General features: G+C 59.3%; 13 protein-coding genes. 10 read left to right on the top strand and 3 right to left on the bottom strand.

Going from position 1 to position 14,881, the window contains the following annotated elements:
- The first annotated feature begins 154 nt into the window (after positions 1-154).
- The 6 genes from TMS3_RS09385 to TMS3_RS09360 all read left to right on the top strand — a co-directional run bounded on the left by TMS3_RS09385 (position 155) and on the right by TMS3_RS09360 (position 6,940).
- Positions 155-1,093, top strand: a complete 939-nt coding sequence (locus TMS3_RS09385; protein WP_025165015.1) for a GGDEF domain-containing protein — start codon at positions 155-157, stop codon at positions 1,091-1,093.
- A gap of 246 nt (positions 1,094-1,339) precedes the next feature.
- Positions 1,340-2,809: an ATP-dependent RNA helicase RhlB gene (gene rhlB / locus TMS3_RS09380; RefSeq protein ID WP_029866261.1), complete on the top strand. Its 1,470-nt coding sequence runs from the start codon at positions 1,340-1,342 to the stop codon at positions 2,807-2,809.
- A gap of 122 nt (positions 2,810-2,931) precedes the next feature.
- Entirely contained in the window at positions 2,932-3,972 is a 1,041-nt protein-coding gene (locus TMS3_RS09375; RefSeq protein ID WP_025165014.1) for a DUF2157 domain-containing protein, read from the top strand.
- A gap of 135 nt (positions 3,973-4,107) precedes the next feature.
- A complete protein-coding gene (locus TMS3_RS09370) occupies positions 4,108-5,076 on the top strand; it encodes an ornithine cyclodeaminase family protein (RefSeq protein WP_025165013.1) in 969 nt (322 codons plus the stop codon).
- The gene (locus TMS3_RS09365) at positions 5,076-6,200 is read left to right on the top strand and encodes an NAD(P)/FAD-dependent oxidoreductase (protein WP_025165012.1); all 1,125 of its coding nucleotides are present in this window, start codon (positions 5,076-5,078) and stop codon (positions 6,198-6,200) included. Before TMS3_RS09370 ends, TMS3_RS09365 begins: the two co-directional genes overlap by 1 nt.
- Positions 6,201-6,301: 101 nt before the next feature.
- Positions 6,302-6,940: a helix-turn-helix transcriptional regulator gene (locus TMS3_RS09360; RefSeq protein WP_025165011.1), complete on the top strand. Its 639-nt coding sequence runs from the start codon at positions 6,302-6,304 to the stop codon at positions 6,938-6,940.
- 568 nt (positions 6,941-7,508) lie between these two features.
- Here TMS3_RS09360 and TMS3_RS09355 read toward each other — a convergent pair.
- Positions 7,509-8,780 carry a D-arabinono-1,4-lactone oxidase gene (locus TMS3_RS09355; RefSeq protein ID WP_025165010.1) on the bottom strand — a complete coding sequence of 424 codons (1,272 nt, stop codon included), beginning with the start codon at positions 8,778-8,780 and terminating at the stop codon, positions 7,509-7,511.
- Between the two features lie 96 nt (positions 8,781-8,876).
- Complete coding sequence (locus tag TMS3_RS24605) at positions 8,877-9,380, bottom strand: SDR family NAD(P)-dependent oxidoreductase (protein WP_083491736.1); 504 nt, start codon at positions 9,378-9,380, stop codon at positions 8,877-8,879.
- Between the two features lie 440 nt (positions 9,381-9,820).
- On the opposite strand from TMS3_RS24605, the gene TMS3_RS09345 reads away from it, so the two are divergent.
- From TMS3_RS09345 to TMS3_RS09330, 4 genes are all read left to right on the top strand, one after another.
- Entirely contained in the window at positions 9,821-10,585 is a 765-nt protein-coding gene (locus TMS3_RS09345) for an SDR family NAD(P)-dependent oxidoreductase (protein ID WP_043301847.1), read from the top strand.
- A 95-nt stretch (positions 10,586-10,680) separates the two neighbouring features.
- Positions 10,681-11,913, top strand: coding sequence for an ethanolamine utilization protein EutH (gene eutH / locus TMS3_RS09340; RefSeq protein ID WP_025165007.1), 1,233 nt, complete (start codon positions 10,681-10,683; stop codon positions 11,911-11,913).
- Between the two features lie 70 nt (positions 11,914-11,983).
- A complete protein-coding gene (locus TMS3_RS09335; RefSeq protein WP_025165006.1) occupies positions 11,984-12,790 on the top strand; it encodes a LuxR family transcriptional regulator in 807 nt (268 codons plus the stop codon).
- 418 nt (positions 12,791-13,208) lie between these two features.
- Entirely contained in the window at positions 13,209-13,706 is a 498-nt protein-coding gene (locus tag TMS3_RS09330) for a hypothetical protein (protein ID WP_025165005.1), read from the top strand.
- Positions 13,707-13,924: 218 nt separating this feature from the next.
- On the opposite strand, the gene TMS3_RS09325 is transcribed toward TMS3_RS09330, so the two are convergent.
- Complete coding sequence (locus tag TMS3_RS09325; RefSeq protein ID WP_025165004.1) at positions 13,925-14,839, bottom strand: LysR family transcriptional regulator; 915 nt, start codon at positions 14,837-14,839, stop codon at positions 13,925-13,927.
- Positions 14,840-14,881: the final 42 nt, after the last annotated feature.

Below are 14,881 nucleotides of genomic sequence, written 5' to 3'. Positions count from 1 at the left end.
TAGTCACTTCCATCCCACCACCGGTCAGTGGCCTTTTGTCGAGGATTGCCAGTCCTATCCCGCAGGAATAATGTCGAACCAAGAGTTCGCTGAAACGACAAGGAGTGTTCGTGATGCCGTCCATTTTGCGCAGACCGCGCCACCTGCGATTGCGATGAAAATCGCCCATTGGCAGGCTGACCTGCAACAGATCAGGCAACTGCGACTGTTCAACAACGTCGCCAGCAACAGCATCGATCAACTGTTGAAAGAGTTTCGTGCCTGCGACTTGGAAGCTGGCGAAATCCTCCTCTCTCCGTTCAACCGCAACCAGTACCTTTATCTGCTGCTCAAAGGTCAGTGCCAGGTGTATCTCGGATCACTGGAGAATCAGCCGGTCAGCACCCTCTCAATCGGCGATTGTGTTGGAGAGATCAGCTTCATCGACAACCAGCACCCCTCGGCCTATGTGGTGGCTAGCGAGCCCAGCAGCGCACTGCGCTTACACCGTGAGTCCTTGATCAACCTGTTCCAACAATCGCCACAACTGATGCACAACCTGTTGGAGCTGCTGTGCGAACGAGTGCGTCAAGGCAATCGAGTCCTTCTAGACAGCGAACAGAACGCCAACATCGATACCCTTACCGGCACCTTCAACCGCCGCTGGCTAACGCATGTATTCGAGCGCGAAAGCACTCGCTGCACGTTCAGTAAGCGGCCACTGTGCATGCTGATGCTGGATGTTGACCACTTCAAAGCCTACAACGATCAACATGGCCATATCGCCGGCGACTACGCTCTGTGGCAGGTTGCACAAACCTTGCGCGCCCAGTTGCGCCCCACAGACAGCCTGGCCCGTTACGGCGGGGAGGAGTTTGTCATCCTGCTGCCGGAAATGGGCGAAGACGACGGCCGAAGTATTGGTGAGCGGCTGCGCCAGGGCCTGCAGCAGGTCACTTCTTTCTATTCTCCACTCGGCACTTTACCGGGCGTAACCGTCTCTATCGGTCTGGCCCTGATGCAGCCGAAAGACAGCCTGCAGAGCCTGATCGCCCGGGCCGACAGCGCGCTGTATAAAGCCAAACGCCAGGGACGCAATTGCCTCAGCAGCTGAATCCTATGCCGGTAGCGCCCCTTCGCTGAATACATTTGCGACGCAATCATGCCCTGGCGATATCCAGCACCTGCCGCCCAGCCGCGGGCCAGAGCAGCAATCGGCTCTTTCCGGCGACGGCCATAAGCCGTCTGAACCGGGCCATGCGCCATGCTGGTAGCGCCCGCAGGCCGCGGTACTTCGCCGCGCCGGCTTCTTGCTTTACACTGGCAACCGTTCATTCCTTAACCACTTAATGAGATGACCGTGCTCAAAGCACTCAAGAAGATGTTCGGCAAAGCCGAGGGCCAGCAGCTCAATCCAGCCAGCCAACCCGCTACCGCACCAGCAGCCGATGCCAGCGCCTCCAGCCGCGAAAAGCGCAGCCACACCGCCAAGCCCGCGCGTGCCGCTCGTGAGCCGTCCGCTGATATTGCAACCAGCAATCCGGACCAACCGCCCCGTAGCGGCCAGGACAAAGTCGACAAACCACGCCGCGAACGTGCGCGCAAGCCCGTGGACAACTGGAAGCTGGAAGACTTCGCCGTCGAACCTGCAGAAGGCAAGACGCGTTTCCATGACTTCAAACTTTCCCCCGAGCTGATGCATGCCATCCACGATCTCGGCTTCCCCTATTGCACGCCGATTCAGGCTCAGGTGCTTGGTTTCACCCTGAAAGGCCAGGACGCCATCGGCCGTGCCCAGACCGGCACCGGCAAGACTGCGGCCTTCCTGATCTCGATCATCACCCAGCTGCAACAGACTCCGCCGCCGAAAGAGCGCTACATGGGCGAGCCGCGCGCATTGATTATCGCGCCGACCCGCGAACTGGTGGTGCAGATCGCCAAGGACGCCGCAGATCTGACCAAATATACCGGGCTCAACGTGATGAGCTTCGTCGGCGGCATGGACTTCGACAAGCAGCTCAAACTGCTCGAATCGCGTTTCTGCGACATTCTGGTGGCTACTCCGGGTCGCTTGCTGGACTTCAACCAGCGCGGTGAAGTGCACCTGGACATGGTCGAAGTGATGGTCCTCGATGAAGCCGACCGCATGCTCGACATGGGTTTCATCCCACAAGTGCGGCAGATCATCCGCCAGACCCCGATGAAGGGCGAACGCCAGACGCTGCTGTTCTCCGCAACCTTCACCGACGACGTGATGAACCTGTCCAAGCAGTGGACCATCGATCCGGCCATCGTCGAGATCGAACCGGAAAACGTCGCCAGCGACACCGTCGAGCAGCACGTCTATATGGTCGCATCCAGCGACAAGTACAAGCTGCTGTACAACCTGATTGCGCAGAACGACTGGATCCGCGTGATGGTCTTTGCCAACCGCAAGGATGAGGTACGGCGTATCGAAGAACGCCTGACCCGCGACGGCATCAGCGCGGTGCAAATGTCCGGTGACGTGCCGCAGCACAAGCGCATCCGTGCCCTGGAAGGCTTCCGCGAAGGCAAGATCCGCGTCATGGTCGCCACCGACGTCGCCGGTCGCGGTATCCACGTCGACGCCATCAGTCACGTGATCAACTTCACCCTGCCGGAAGATCCGGACGATTACGTACACCGTATCGGCCGTACCGGCCGCGCCGGCACCAGCGGCACCTCGATCAGCTTCGCCAGCGAAGACGACGCTTATGCCCTGCCGGGGATCGAAGAGCTGCTGGGGCGCAAGATCAACTGCGAGATGCCACCGGACGAGCTGCTCAAAACGGTTCCGCGCAAGCACTAAGACGTGGCAATGAAATAAGGCGAAGCCCGCGGCTTCGCCTTTTTTGTGTCCGCTGACTCGGTGCGACAGCTGTGACTTATGCAGACGGAGCGGCTGTCCATTAGGGAAACGGAGCCCGCCCTATGACCTTCAAACTCGATGCCGCCGACCTTACCCGCGCCGTCCAGGTGGGAGTATTGCAACCCGGTCAGGACCAGGCATTGCTGGCCTTCCTGCGCCAACAACCGCAAACCCACGCCAGCTTGCAGCTGGCACACGTCGCCTATTACTTCGGCGCACTGCTGATCATTGGCGCCATGGGCTGGCTACTCAGCGAAGCCTGGATGCGTGTCGGCGACCTGGCTCTGTTGCTCATCAGTGCTAGCTACTTATTGCTGTTCACCCTCTGCGGTCACATCCTATGGCAACGCGGCCAAGTGATTCCCGGGGGGTTACTGGGGGCGGTGGCGGTCAGTCTGACCCCGCTGCTGGTGTTCGCCGTGCAACGCATGCTGGGCCTATGGCCGCTGGATGACGGGCAAGACGCTTACCACGACTATTACGTCTACGTGCAGGGCGGCTGGCTGGTCATGGAGTTGGCCACGGTGATCGTCGGCGCACTGATGCTACGCCTGCTGCCCTTCCCCTTTATCGTCATGCCGATTGCCCTGGCGCTGTGGTTCATGTCGATGGACCTGACTGAGCTGGCCTACGGCGAGGGTTTCGCTTGGGCTGAGCGGCGCTGGGTCTCGCTGTGGTTTGGCCTGCTGCTATTACTCGCCAGCCTGTGGATCGATGGCCGCTGCAAACAGGATTTCGCCTTCTGGGGCTATCTGGCCGGCCTTCTGGCGTTCTGGGGTGGGCTGAGCCTGATGGACAGCGTCAGTGAACTGGGCAAGGCGCTCTATTGCCTGATCAACCTGAGCTTGATTGGCTTCGCCGTATTACTGCGCCGCACAGTTTTCATGATCTTCGGCGCTCTCGGCGTGGCCGGATATCTGGGTTATCTGGCCCATCGGGTGTTCGAGGACTCACTGCTGTTCCCAGTCGTCCTCAGCCTGCTGGGTCTAGCCGTTATTGGTCTCGGGCTGGTCTACCAGAAACGTCGAGTTGGCCTGACCCGTTTTTTGCGTAGTCGCCTACCGACCAGTTGGTTGAGTTTTCTCCCGGCCCTGCGCCGTTGAGCGGAACTGCCAGCAGCCGACCCGAAGCTGACGCACGTCGCACGCACGCATGAAGTTGGCGTATCGCCCGGTTGCTCGTTTGTACATAAAAGTCCAATATAGACTTTTAGGTACAAACCCAAGCAGAGCGACCTTATGCCTAACCTCACCCCCTACGTGCTTCACCACGCCGAAACCAAGCAACTGCTCACACAAATCGACGTGCACCAGGCAATGGTTGCGATGTTCCTCGACCTGGTCAGCGGAAATGCAGTGCAACCACCGCAACAACTGGTCGAGTTCCCCAACGGCACGGGCGACTTCATCAACTATCTCGGGGTGTGGGCCGCGCAAGGCGTATACGGGGTCAAGACTTCGCCCTATATCGTGCGCCAGCAAGGCCCGCTGATCACTGCCTGGACCCTGCTGATGTCGATGCACAGCGGCCAGCCCCTTCTGCTCTGCGATGCCGGCCTGCTCACCACCGCCCGCACCGCGGCCACCACTGCGGTGGCCGTCGACGCCTTGGCACCGAAACAGGCCACGCGCCTGGCGGTGATCGGCAGCGGCGCGGTGGCCCGCGCCCATGTGCACTACGCCAAAGGTCTGCGCGACTGGCAGAGCATCCGCATGTATTCACCGGGCCTGCTCGAACAAGGCGTCGCGCATGGCCTCGAGTTGCAGCAACTGGACCCGCGCCTGCAGCTGTGTAGCAGCCTGCAGGAGGCGACCGACGAGGCCGAGGTGATCATGCTCTGCACCTCATCCGCCGGCCCGGTGCTCGACCCGGCCAGCCTGAGCCGACCGGCGCTGATCACCTCGATCAGTACCAATGCGCCGGGTGCCCACGAAGTACCGCCGCAGTCGTTGCCGGACATGGACGTGTACTGCGACTACCGCGCCACCACGCCAGCCAGTGCCGGCGAAATGCGCCTGGCCAGCGAACAGTACGACTGGGATAGTGCACAGATTCGCGGCGACCTGGCGGAACTGCTCGCCAACCAGGCAGCACAGCCCGACTATCAGCGCCACGCCTTCTTCCGCTCGATCGGACTGGGCCTGGAGGACATCGCTCTGGCCAACGCGCTCTATCAGCTCAAATGCCGCCAGGAGATCGCCCAGTGATGCAGCGGGTCGACTACCTGATCATCGGCGCCGGGATCGCCGGCGCGTCCGCCGGCTACTTCCTCGCACCCCACGGCAAGGCCCTGCTGCTCGAGCGCGAAAGCCAGCCCGGCTACCACTCCACCGGCCGCTCCGCCGCGCTCTATACCCTGGCTTACGGTACGCCCCAGGTCAGGGCCCTGACCGCCGCCAGCCGGGCCTTCTTCGACAGCCCTCCCGCCGGATTCAGCGATCACCCGCTGCTCAGCCCGCGCACCGAGATGGTCGTCGACTTCAGCGGCGATCCCGCAGAATTACAGCGCCAGTTCGCCAGCGCCCAGGCCAGCGTGGCGGGCATGCGCCTGCTGGATGCGGATGAAGCCTGCGCCCTGGTTCCGGTGCTGCGCCGCGACAAGGTGCAGGCCGCCATGCTCGACCCGAGCGCCGCCGACATCGACAGCGATGCCCTGCACCAGGGCTACCTGCGCGGCATCCGTCAGCACGATGGGGAAATCCACACTCAACGCGAAGTGCAGCGCATCAGCCGTGACGGCGACGACTGGCTGGTCGACTGCGGCAGCACGCAGTACCGTGCCCGGGTGCTGATCAATGCTGCCGGCGGCTGGTGCGACCAGATCGCCCAGTTGGCCGGCGTAGCGCCGATCGGACTCATCCCCAAGCGCCGCGCCGCCTTCACCTTCCACGGCCCGGAAGGCCTCGACAGCCATGCCTGGCCCTGCGTGGTCAGCCTCGACGAGTCGTTCTACTTCAAGCCCGACGCCGGCCTACTACTCGGTTCTCCGGCCAATGCGGACCCGGTCGAACCCCACGACGTGCAACCGGAAGAGCTGGACATCGCCCTAGGCATCTACCAGATCGAGGAGCACACCAGCCTGAGCATTCGGCGCCCGGCACACACCTGGGCCGGGCTGCGCTCGTTCGTCGCCGACGGTGACCTGGTCGGCGGCTATGCGCCGCAGACACAGAGCTTCTTCTGGTGCGCCGCGCAAGGCGGCTATGGCATCCAGACCTCCCCGGCCATGGGCCAGGCCTGCGCCGCCCTGGTACGCGGCGAACCCTTGCCGGAACACCTCAAGCAATTCGGTCTAAGCGCCGAAATGCTCTCCCCCGCGCGACTGAGCTGACCAGACAGCCGAGACGGCACACAGGTGACGCCTCGGCTGCTTTGCGGCACACTCACCGCGCCACAGGACTGCCCGTGAATCACACTCAAAGAGTTGCCCGCATGACGCCGCCCCGCCACGCCCCCGTCTCCGACCTGGACAACTACCGGGCTATCGCCGACGCCATCGCCACCCTGTTCTTCCCCCATGCCGAAGTGGTGCTGCATGACCTGCGCACGCAGAAGGTCGACTACATCGCCAACAACATCTCCAAGCGCGAGATCGGTGACGATGCCGCACTGGAAGACATGCTCAGCGAGGAAGTGGACGAGCGCAATATCGGCCCTTACGAGAAACTCAACTGGGACGGCCAGAAGATCCGCTCGGTCAGCAGCGTGCTGCGCGACCCCCAGGGCGCCCCAATCGCCGTGCTGTGCATCAACCTGAATATCTCACTGTTCGAGAACGCCAAGCAGGCACTGGACCTGTTCCTCTCACCGAGCAAGCTGATTGCGCAGCCGGATTCGCTGTTCCGCGACGACTGGCAGGAGCGTATCAACACTTTCCTCAACGCCTGGCTGCGCCAGCGCCAGCTCGGCCTCAATGTGCTGACCCGCGAGCACAAACGCGAACTGGTCGAAGCGCTGCACGCCGAAGGCGCGTTCAAAGGCAAGAGCGCCGCCAACTACGTGGCCAACGTGCTGAACATGGGCCGGGCGACGGTGTACAAGCACCTGAAAGAGATCAAGGGCGAAGGTTGAGCGCTGTACGCAAATGCCGGGAAACGCCCTGAGCGGACTTATACGACAGGCAACAACCGGCCGATTCGGTAGAAAAACTCCGCTCTTGGCTCTAGCGCTGGAAAGTACGTGCCTGGCATTGCAACCTGAGACGGTGCAGCTATCGCACTTCTCTGAATTTCACGTAGAAGCGCCAAAAACAGGCATCACGAGACCTCCTCTCTAGCCCTTCTGGTCAGCATTGACTTTTTCAACAGAACCGGCCAAAAGCAGCCATCCCCGACAGTGCGCGGCCCCCGACTCCCTGACATGTTCTCCAGATGAACAACCTGCCGAGAGATTGCACTGAGCCAAAAGCGCCGCTCACCTGATCAGGTTGTTCGTTCAGTCGGATCTGTGGGTGGCTCGTGACATTTCTGGCCCCATTCAGGAGAGGTACGCCTGTAAAACGCAACAACCCGGTAAACCCGGGTTGTTGGATGAATCCGCCTACTGCGACTTGGTTGGATTGGTGCTGACTTGTTAGGTATATCCCTAGGAAGGCCAGTATGGCCTCCCAGGGCCACGGAATATGGCGAACCGGGGCTCTCTACTTGAAAAGAGCACTGAGGTGATCGTTCAGATAGAACCCCTGAGGATCGAGTTTCCGACGCAAGTTGCGGAAGTCATTCGCGCGGGGATAAATGGAGGTGACGTCATCTCCGGTCAGAAAATGCATCTTGCCCCAGTGCGGTCTTGCGCCATAAGAACGCAGTATCCTGTCAACGCTGCGTAGGTAATCCCAGTAGTCGGTTCCTGGTTCTCCGGACACCGAGATGGTCACGCTGTCTTGCTCGAAGAAGGGGCTCATCCACGCGCCATCGCCCGCAGTGAAGCGATACTCGATGGGGTATATCGCTTCAGGGAAGTCCTCAAGCATAAGTTTGCGCACGGCTCTGAGCGCGTCCTTTGCATGAGCTATAGGCACCGCATATTCAAGCTCGTGGAAGTTCGGAACGTACTCAATCGGATAGGCGTCCGAGCTGTAGGCTACCTTTTCGAACTCACTCTCAAAAATCGGACGGTCTGTTATGTCCATAACCTTCACCTCGCAGACATCGGTTGTACGTCCGGTCTTGGAGGTGGCTGAAGTGTCGGGCAGGCAGTAGCAATGTCGGCTCTGCTCGTACGGACACCAGAAGAAGCTGAAGTGGCGGTGTTTTTTCGCCATTTCGTCATGCTTTTCCATGACACTTTCGAAGTCTTCGCGCCAGATGCGTTCGTGAAGATTGAAGCTATTCGTCACCTGAAGGGTGATTTCGGAAATCGCCCCAAGAACGCCGAGCGAAACCCGCCCAGCCTGGAGCAGGTCCGGCGTGCTTTCGTCGACAACGATGATCTCGCCATTTGGCTGAACGAGCCTCATGCCCACGATTGACGACGCCATATTGCCGAGCGTGAGGCCCGTGCCATGCGTTCCCGTCGTCAAAGCGCCTGCGAGAGCCTGGCTGTCGATGTCGCCCTGGTTGATCATCGACAGGCCTTCGGCCTTGAGGACTCGAACGAGTTGATTGATCGTAGTCCCCGCGGCTGCCGTGACGCGAAGGTTGGCGTGATCGATGTGGCGTACGCCCTGCATATTGGATAGTGTCAGATGCAGGCCGCTGGTAAGTGCAACAGGCGTGAACGAGTGACCGGAACCCGCTACCCGGACGTTCAGTCCTTTGCCGGTTGCATCGCTGATCATGCTGCAAAGCTCATCCTCACTTGCCGGCGCACCACGAGCTGCGCGAACACAGGACTGGTTGCCGACCCAGTTGCGCCAATGTGCGTCCTCAAGGCCGAATTCGTTGATGTGCATGTTGTGCGATGAAGTGTTCATTATTGTTCTCCCACTTTTTTCTTAGATTGCGATGTATCCATTGTCGGAAAATGAATGTGTTTTGCTCACCAAACTCGCGTCGTCACTGACAAAAGACTAAGCCGCGCAGGCAAACATATAGCCCGCGCCCTTACTGTTGCTGTGCAGGAACTCCGTCGCGGTTTCAGCGACGGTTGATATGGCGCAGGTGCTGGCAATGCTTGCGCCACCACCGCCAATCAGTACGGGTAGGACGGCCTTGGTGACCAACAACAGGTTGTTCACGTTCACGGCTCGCGCCCATTCCACTCCCGTTGCCTCAAGCTGTGGAACGGCGGAAAAGCTGCCAGCAGGGTTCATCGGTACCGTGAGCGAAGCCAATGCGGCCTTTACGCCCTGCCCTGGAATTGGTGCTTTGCTCGCATCAGACACGTCAGTAGGCGCAGAGACCATTTCATGGCCTGCTGCACACCAATGCACGGCGACATTGGCGCCGTCACTGCTGCGTAGTTCAGCGCTACCGACGTGGACTGCTTCCACTGCAAAAGATTCGGCGGCTAGCCCATAGCTTCCTGTGCCGCGGGGGATAAGTGCCACCTTACCGTTGAAGCGTTCACCCATGTGCTGACTCCAAGTCACGAGCGTTGCTCGTGCGACATTTGCTAGATCAGGACGATCGTTCTGCGTCTATCGGATTCATTGGGGACAGAATGAAGGCACCCTAAAACAACCACCATATGTCGATGGGTATATAGAGCTTGGACGTTGAGACAATAAGGGCCCTCCTGATGTGGCGGGTCTGCAGAGTCGCCCGATCACCGTCGCAGGGCCTCTTACGCGCACATGCTCTTAACGGCCAAAAGGAGCGTTTGTTGCGGTCAGCGAACTCAGTTGCGCGCCATCATCGAGCCCAGCACAGGTCATTCAACATTCCGTCCTTGTAATTAACTTCATTTAAAACAGTTAGTTATCGGCTCCTATATCCAGCGACATATAGACAGTCCATCAGCCCGTCCCTAGCGTGAAAACGGTCAAACCGACTAACAGCAATGGAGACAATCATGGGACGACTGAATAACAAGGTGGCTCTGATCACTGGTGGCGCTGGCGGCTGCGGGCTAGCCGTTTCTGAACTCTTTGCACGCGAAGGCGCTAAGGTCGCCATCCTCGACCTGCCCCACAGCGAAGGTGCGGCGGTAGCCGAGCGGATTAACGCAGCGGGTGGTAGCGCCTTCTTCGTACCTGCGGACGTCTCGGTAGCCGAGCAGGTCAACAGCGCGGTGGCCCAGGCTGAAGCGCGCTTCGGTCCCATCACGGTGCTGATGAACCACGCCGGAACCATTCACGCAGCGCCCTTCCTCGACACCAGCGAAAATGACTGGGAGCGGTTGATGAATATCAACGTTAAGAGCATGTTCCTGGTGACCAAGGCCGTACTGCCGAAGATGATTGAGGCCGGCGGCGGCAGCATCATCTGCACTTCGTCCATCTCCGGCGTGGTCGGCACACCCATGGAGGTTCTGTATTGCACCACCAAGGGTGCCTGCCACATGTTTGCCCGCGCCATCTCCGTCGAGTTCCGCGACCGCAACATCCGCAGCAATGCCATCTGCCCGGGCTTTATCGGCACCGCCCACGGCCGGCGTGAGCTTGACCTGCTGCGCGAGTTTGGCGCAGAAGTTACCGACGAGGCACTACGTGCTATGCAGGGCCGCCTCTGCGACCCAAGCGAAGTGGCCGCAGCCGCGCTGTTCCTGGCCAGTGACGACGCCAGCTTCGTCAACGGCACGCATCTGTTCGTCGACAATGCCTACACCGCAGCCTGACCTCCGGGCCTAGAGGACTGAACACCAAAATAATAGGTATTCAACCTACCTACGTTCTGCCCCCTAACAAAAAACTTACAAGAGACGAGGCAGCTATGGAAAACATCGGTACGTACGTCATCTACCTCATCATGACCTGCGCCGTAATTGGCGCTATCGCCTCCGTGGTCAACGCGGAGTCAGAGTTGGGCAAGGAGTTCACCGCGGGCCTGCATAGCATCGGCCCCATATTCATTCCAGTGGCCGGCACGATGGCAGCCATTCCCTTCATATCCAGTTTCATCGGCCACTGGGTCGCCCCACTGTTTTCCGCGCTGGGCGCCGACCCCGGCATCGCCGGCCCCATCTTCATTGCCTCGGATATGGGGGGATATCAGCTCGCCCATTCCTTGGCCGAAGACCCTGAGGGTTGGGTTCTTGGGCTGATCACCGGTTTCCAGTCCGGCGCGACCCTTATCTTTGTCATTCCGGTGGGCTTGGCCATGCTCAACAAAGCCGACCATAAGTACATGGCGCTGGGCATCATGGCCGGGCTGCTAAGTATCCCGATCAGCATCATTACCGTCGCCATGGCCATGCAGTGGCTGGGCCTGGGCGTACGCCCTGATATTGCCACCAGTGGCCCAGCCACTCAGGCGCTGAACTTCACGCTGCCGTTGCTGCTGCGCAATCTGCTACCGCTGATCCTCTTTTGTGTCTTCCTGGCAGCCGCCCTGCGATACCTCCCTGGCCTGATGGTGCGGCTGTTCCTGGCGCTGGGACGCATCATTTACGCGGCCGTCACGCTGATCCTGGTAGCGTCCATCGTTGAGTACTTCACCGGTGTATTCAGCAGTACCTTCGGCAACTGGGGCTTCGCCCCCATCATCGCCGACGAGGAAGATCAGTTCCGCGCACTGGAAATCGCCGGCTACATTGGCATCATGCTCTGCGGCGCCTTCCCAATGGTCTGCCTGATCAAACGCTACCTCTCCCGCCCCCTCGAACTGGTGGCCGTCAAACTAGGCATGTCGCCGGTTGGTGCGGCTGGTATTCTCGCCGCCTCGGCGAACATCCTGGCGATGTTCCGCCTGGTCGCGGATATGCCACCCAAGGACAAGGTCCTGGTGATCGCTTTCTCGGTCTGCGCCGCCTTTACTTTTGGCGACCACATGGCCTTCTCGGCTAACTTCCAACCCACCTTGATCCTTCCGCTGATTATTGGAAAACTCAGTGGCGGTTTCATCGGCATGGCCATTGCCTATTGGCTGGCAGTGCCGAAGGCGCTACAGCTCGGCAACGAAGAACTCCCCCGCGATTCATTGCAAGTCTCGGCCGGTCTGTCCTGAACTGTGCAGCGCCATCCTATAAAGGGACGGCGCTGTACTCCCCGGGTCAAGGCAAACAGTACGGTTTCGTATGAACAACCAGGAAGCAAGCAAGGTAGCAGGCGTGATCGCCGCCGTGGGTACCGAAAATCTGGGCCAGAGCCTCTGCGCCTTGCTGGAGGGCGACGTGCGTTTCGACATGAGCTGCGCTTATGTCTTTCGCTTCGATCGCACCGCCGTGCTCCTGCACGACGGCTACAACGGCATGGTGCCAACAAAGACTTTGAGCGCCTACGCTCGTGGCGGCTATTTGCTAGACCCTTTCTACGTCGCTTGCATGCATGAGCACCCAGCAGGTCTTTGGCGGATGAGCGACTTGGCGCCGGACAGCTTCCTCTCCTCGGGTTTCGCTATCTCGCCTGATATCCATCCCTGCATTTCATCCACTCACGGTAGTCTGGTCGAGGAGCTGGGCTACATCATCCCGCTTCAGGCACACACGGCCGTCGTCTTCTCGCTGATGAAAGAGCAAAGCCACGGACCTTTCACGGAATTAGAAGTCCGGCGACTGCAAACGCTGGCACCGATCGTTACCCAGGCATTTGAGGCACATTGGCGTTTGCGTCCGGAAGAGCCAGGCGTAGCCCCCGGTAATCCGGAAAGCCACCTAGAAAGCGCCTTTGTGGACATTCTTCAGGGACAACTGACTGACGCTCAGCGCTACATCGCCAAACTCCTCCTTCAAGGCCACAGCAACGCATCCATTGCCCACCTGCTCGGAATCTCCGAAGGCACGGTAAAGGTTCATAAGCACAATATTTACCAGCGCCTACAGATCTCCAGTAATGCCGATCTATTCCGACTATTCATCAACTACATTTCCCGTGCACCCAGATAGATAGCCAGCGCAACTCGCAAATATGAATCAGCCCTATTGCGGCAACATCTTCAAACCTCTTTTTTGCCAGTTTCAAGATATCCGCGAACGGACGCAAAGGATCGATTTTGTTGAAAAACTCCGCTCTTGGTTCTAGCGCAGAAAGTGCGTGCCTGGCTTTGAGGTCTGAGATGGCGCAGCTATCGAATTGCTCTGAATTTCACGTAGAAGCGCAAAAAACAGGCGTCACGAGGCCTCCTCTCGAGCCCTTCTGCTCAGCATCGACTTTTTCAACAGAATCGGTCGACAGCGGACGCTTACAGCAGGATAAATAAATCTCTCCCCTTTTGACCGACGAACCCAGCCAAGACTGAATACAATGTGCGCCCGATTATCCTGGGCCATGAATATGGCTGCACCGGACAAGGAACTCGCCTCCATGGCCTCCCCAACTAAACAGCAAAAACGCGCCCAGCGGGCCAAAATCAAGGCCAAACAGAACCGTTCAGGCAAGCCCAAAGCCAATGCGGTACATCCGGTGCTGGCCAATCCGCTGATCAACGAGCCGTTCGATGATGTCGAAATCGACCTGAGCACCTTCGACTTCAAAGACATCGAAGAGAACGGTTTCGACCCAGCGCACTTCGACGATCTGTTCCAGGCGATGAAAGTCGGCGAAAACATCAGCCTATTAGCGATGTGCCTGGTGTTCCTGCAATACCCGGTGTTGGAACTGGTGGTCGCCGAAGAAGCGGAAGACGCAGCCACCGACTTCATGATGGGCCTGCTCATCACCTATCGGGGGATCTTTCACGATGAAGACGAAGATACGGCAGTGGATTGGATCGGCGGCGACGCCTTCCAGAATGCCTACAACGAAGCGTCGATGATCCTACGGAAGAAGAACGCTCGCGGTACCCCAGGCACCCGCGCCTAAGAGCGGTAAGGGGTCGGTAGCGACCCAGGCTGTGTGAAACGCCTGCGCTTGTCTAACCTTCTGATCGTCGAGATCATGTCGGGGACGATCATGAAGCGATTCATTGAAGGTGAGGCTCGGTCGCAAGTCACGTAGCTGCCGGAGTGCTTGGACGATTACGTCACCGAAGAAAATCCACTGCGAGTGGTCGAGATTCTCGTCGATGAACTCGACCTGGGTTATTCAGGTTCCATCTGCGTTTTAATTTGCTCTCGCATCTGGCTGACTTCCTCTAAGAAGGCTTCAACGGTCGGCCGTAGTGGACTCCCTAGATAGTGCAGTTCTAGCGCAATGGGCGGCGGAGCTGGGTGCAGTTTGATAAAGACGCAGCCGTCACTTTGCAGATAACGAATGCAGGCCGGCGCAATCGCCAAGCCCGTGCCGCTGGCTACCTGACTGAGCAGTGTCTGCATCTGCGCTGGCTGACGTACCACTCGCGGGGAAAAGCCCGCCTCCCCGCAAGCGCTGATGATTCGGTCGAACAGGCCACTGGCTTGCCCGCGCTCGAAAAGCACGAAATCTTCTCGGGCTAATGCCTTGAGTGACAGCTGCTTACCCTTGGCCAACGGATGCGCTTGCGGTAGGACTGCCATCAAACGGTCCTGATAGAGCAACAGGCTTTCCAGACCCAGAGGCGCAGGCTTGGGCAACGGCCGCGATAAACCCAGATCAATCTCGTGACGGGCGAAGGCTTCGAGCTGCTGTTGAGCAGTCATCTCGAAAAGCTCGACGTGCACCTCCGGATTACGCTGACTGAAGTGCTGCAACAGAGTAGGCAAGAAGCGTGCGGTGGCTGAGCTCATGTAGCCGATTCGCAGCTGACCACTTTGACCGCGGGCCGCGCGCGTCACCCGCTCGCGCGCCTCAATCTCAAGCGCGAGTAAACGACGGGCATCCTCCAGCAACACCTCACCGGCGGCAGTAACCCTCACCTCCCGCGTGCTGCGCCATAGCAGCGGCGTACCCAGCTCCTCTTCCAATTCGGCAATCTGCCGGCTGACGGCTGGTTGAACCGTATGCAGCAGACGTGCAGCGGCCGAGAAGTTGCGTAACTCCGCCACCGCGACAAAGGTTCTGAGGGTTTTGAGCTCCATCACGCCGCCTTGATTGATACTAATATGGTATAGGTTAGATAC

The sequence above is a fragment of the Pseudomonas taeanensis MS-3 genome (genome assembly GCF_000498575.2).
Taxonomy (GTDB): domain Bacteria; phylum Pseudomonadota; class Gammaproteobacteria; order Pseudomonadales; family Pseudomonadaceae; genus Aquipseudomonas; species Aquipseudomonas taeanensis.
Note: the sequence above shows the minus strand (reverse complement) of the source record. Positions and strands in the feature narration are given on the sequence as shown.

Bases quoted from the DNA above. Each gene is read 5' to 3' on its own strand.
- TMS3_RS09330 (WP_025165005.1), top strand. From the start codon at position 13,209: ATGGCCTCCCCAACTAAACAGCAAAAACGCGCCCAGCGGGCCAAAATC.
- TMS3_RS09335 (WP_025165006.1), top strand. From the start codon at position 11,984: ATGAACAACCAGGAAGCAAGCAAGGTAGCAGGCGTGATCGCCGCCGTG.
- TMS3_RS09360 (WP_025165011.1), top strand. From the start codon at position 6,302: ATGACGCCGCCCCGCCACGCCCCCGTCTCCGACCTGGACAACTACCGG.
- TMS3_RS09355 (WP_025165010.1), bottom strand. From the start codon at position 8,780: ATGAACACTTCATCGCACAACATGCACATCAACGAATTCGGCCTTGAG.
- TMS3_RS09325 (WP_025165004.1), bottom strand. From the start codon at position 14,839: ATGGAGCTCAAAACCCTCAGAACCTTTGTCGCGGTGGCGGAGTTACGC.
- TMS3_RS24605 (WP_083491736.1), bottom strand. From the start codon at position 9,380: ATGGGTGAACGCTTCAACGGTAAGGTGGCACTTATCCCCCGCGGCACA.
- eutH (WP_025165007.1), top strand. From the start codon at position 10,681: ATGGAAAACATCGGTACGTACGTCATCTACCTCATCATGACCTGCGCC.
- TMS3_RS09345 (WP_043301847.1), top strand. From the start codon at position 9,821: ATGGGACGACTGAATAACAAGGTGGCTCTGATCACTGGTGGCGCTGGC.
- TMS3_RS09375 (WP_025165014.1), top strand. From the start codon at position 2,932: ATGACCTTCAAACTCGATGCCGCCGACCTTACCCGCGCCGTCCAGGTG.
- TMS3_RS09365 (WP_025165012.1), top strand. From the start codon at position 5,076: ATGCAGCGGGTCGACTACCTGATCATCGGCGCCGGGATCGCCGGCGCG.
- TMS3_RS09385 (WP_025165015.1), top strand. From the start codon at position 155: ATGAAAATCGCCCATTGGCAGGCTGACCTGCAACAGATCAGGCAACTG.
- TMS3_RS09370 (WP_025165013.1), top strand. From the start codon at position 4,108: ATGCCTAACCTCACCCCCTACGTGCTTCACCACGCCGAAACCAAGCAA.